The organism is Candidatus Enterococcus willemsii (genome assembly GCF_009933335.1).
Classification (GTDB): domain Bacteria; phylum Bacillota; class Bacilli; order Lactobacillales; family Enterococcaceae; genus Enterococcus_F; species Enterococcus_F willemsii.
In genome coordinates this window covers 1-1,696 of record NZ_MAEL01000006.1, presented here as the reverse complement: position 1 = coordinate 1,696, position 1,696 = coordinate 1, and the positions used below count along the sequence as shown (strand labels likewise).

Sequence of the window (1,696 nt, the reverse complement as noted above, 5' to 3'; positions counted from 1 at the left end):
CGTTTGATCCAACTCACTTTTTGCCCAATCACATCGTTTCATTGCTTTCCTACTCCTTTATTTTTTCAATAGCTGGAATAATCGAATCTAAGAAACTACTTTCACTTAACGTATTGACTTTAAGTAGTGCTGCTTGACTCCCGCCAGTAGAAATCGCCGAGACGACTGTTGACTGTCCATTTGAGACTAAGGTCAAATGTAAGCTAACACGACTTTGGCCAAACCAGCTATAACGTTCATAGGCACGGATAGCAATTTTAGTTTCTCCCAATTCAATGTACGATTCTTCTTCAAGTGATAAGGTCATACTGCCTTTTTCTAATTCCTGATGAAGATAGCTAAGGATTTCATCAAAAGCGCCTACCACTCTTGCTTCATATTTTGCCATGTATTTCCCCTACTCTCTAATCAACATGCCAAACTTCACGGGCAATCTCATTGACTAAGCGAATTTTAGCCCATTGTTCTTCTTCGGATAAAATATTTCCTTCTTCCGTTGATGCAAACCCACATTGCGTACTTAAACAAAGACGTTCCAAAGGAATATATGCCGTTGCTTCATGAATTCGCTGGATAATGGTCTCCTTGTCTTCAAGTTGTCCCGTTTTCGTTGTAATTAATCCTAAAACAACTACGGCGTCCTCAATTGCTGCCAACGGCTCAAAACCACCATTGCGATCACTGTCAAATTCTAAGAAAAATCCATCCACCGGAACTTTAAACAACGAATCTGTAATTGGCGTATAGTCTCCTTGTGATGCATACGTGGAATTGAAATTACCATGGCATGTATGAAAAGCAATCACTAAATCTGCTGGTTTCTTCTCAATCGATTGTGCAATAGCTTGCGACACTTTTGCTGTCAATTCATTTAAATCACCTGCATAACGACCTTCAAACTTTGGATCGCAAAACAAATTCCAACTCGTATCGTCTAATTGTAAATAACGACACCCCGCATCATAAAAAGCTTGAATTGCTTCTTGGTAAGTAACAACTAAATCCGCTAGTAATTCATCAATTGTGTCGTAGGTTGGGTTTTGATTGTATTTTTCATTTAGTAATGCACCTAATAAAAAAGTGATGCCTAGTGCTGGAATCGTTTGTTTGGCAACTGCTTCTTTTGGCGTAATTGATTGTAAATAAGCAAAGTCTGCTAAAAATGGATGTTCTGGATTCCAGGCTACTTTATCTGCAATCCACGCATTATTTGTACGTGTCTTTTTACCATGAAATTGAATGCCTGAACTTGCTACAAATGATTCTACACCAAGCAAACCTTCAATGAAATCCAAATGCCACCACGAACGTCGAAACTCGCCATCCATTACTACTTGCTGACCCATAGCAATTTGTTTATCAACAAGTTTTGCTATTTCTTGATCTTCGATGGCACGTAATTCACTAGCAGAAAGTTCTCCTTCAGCAAATGCTAGTCGTGCTTTTTTTAATGTTACCGGACGTAAAAAACTCCCCACAATATCATAACGATAAGGATATGTTGCTTGACTCATTGAACCCCTTCTCTCCTCGTTTTTTAATATTAGTCCATAATATTAGTCTTAGTATAGGAGACAATAGTTATCATGTCAACGTTCTTCAAGCGGAACAGATGATTAAAAAAATCTAATCTACCCCAACAACTTGGCTTCTTCGTTCCATCAAGACAGTGTCTCGCCAAATACCGTTATTATCC

Annotated in this window: 2 protein-coding genes; both read right to left on the bottom strand. The window is 38.5% G+C overall.

The genetic code is table 11. The annotated features are described in order from the left end of the window. Window positions 1–49: 49 nt before the first annotated feature. Window positions 50–388, bottom strand: coding sequence for a DUF6054 family protein (locus BAU17_RS01165; RefSeq protein ID WP_161900981.1), 339 nt, complete (start codon window positions 386–388; stop codon window positions 50–52). 16 nt (window positions 389–404) lie between these two features. After that, window positions 405–1,514: a 5-methyltetrahydropteroyltriglutamate--homocysteine S-methyltransferase gene (locus BAU17_RS01160; RefSeq protein ID WP_161900980.1), complete on the bottom strand. Its 1,110-nt coding sequence runs from the start codon at window positions 1,512–1,514 to the stop codon at window positions 405–407. Window positions 1,515–1,696: the final 182 nt, after the last annotated feature.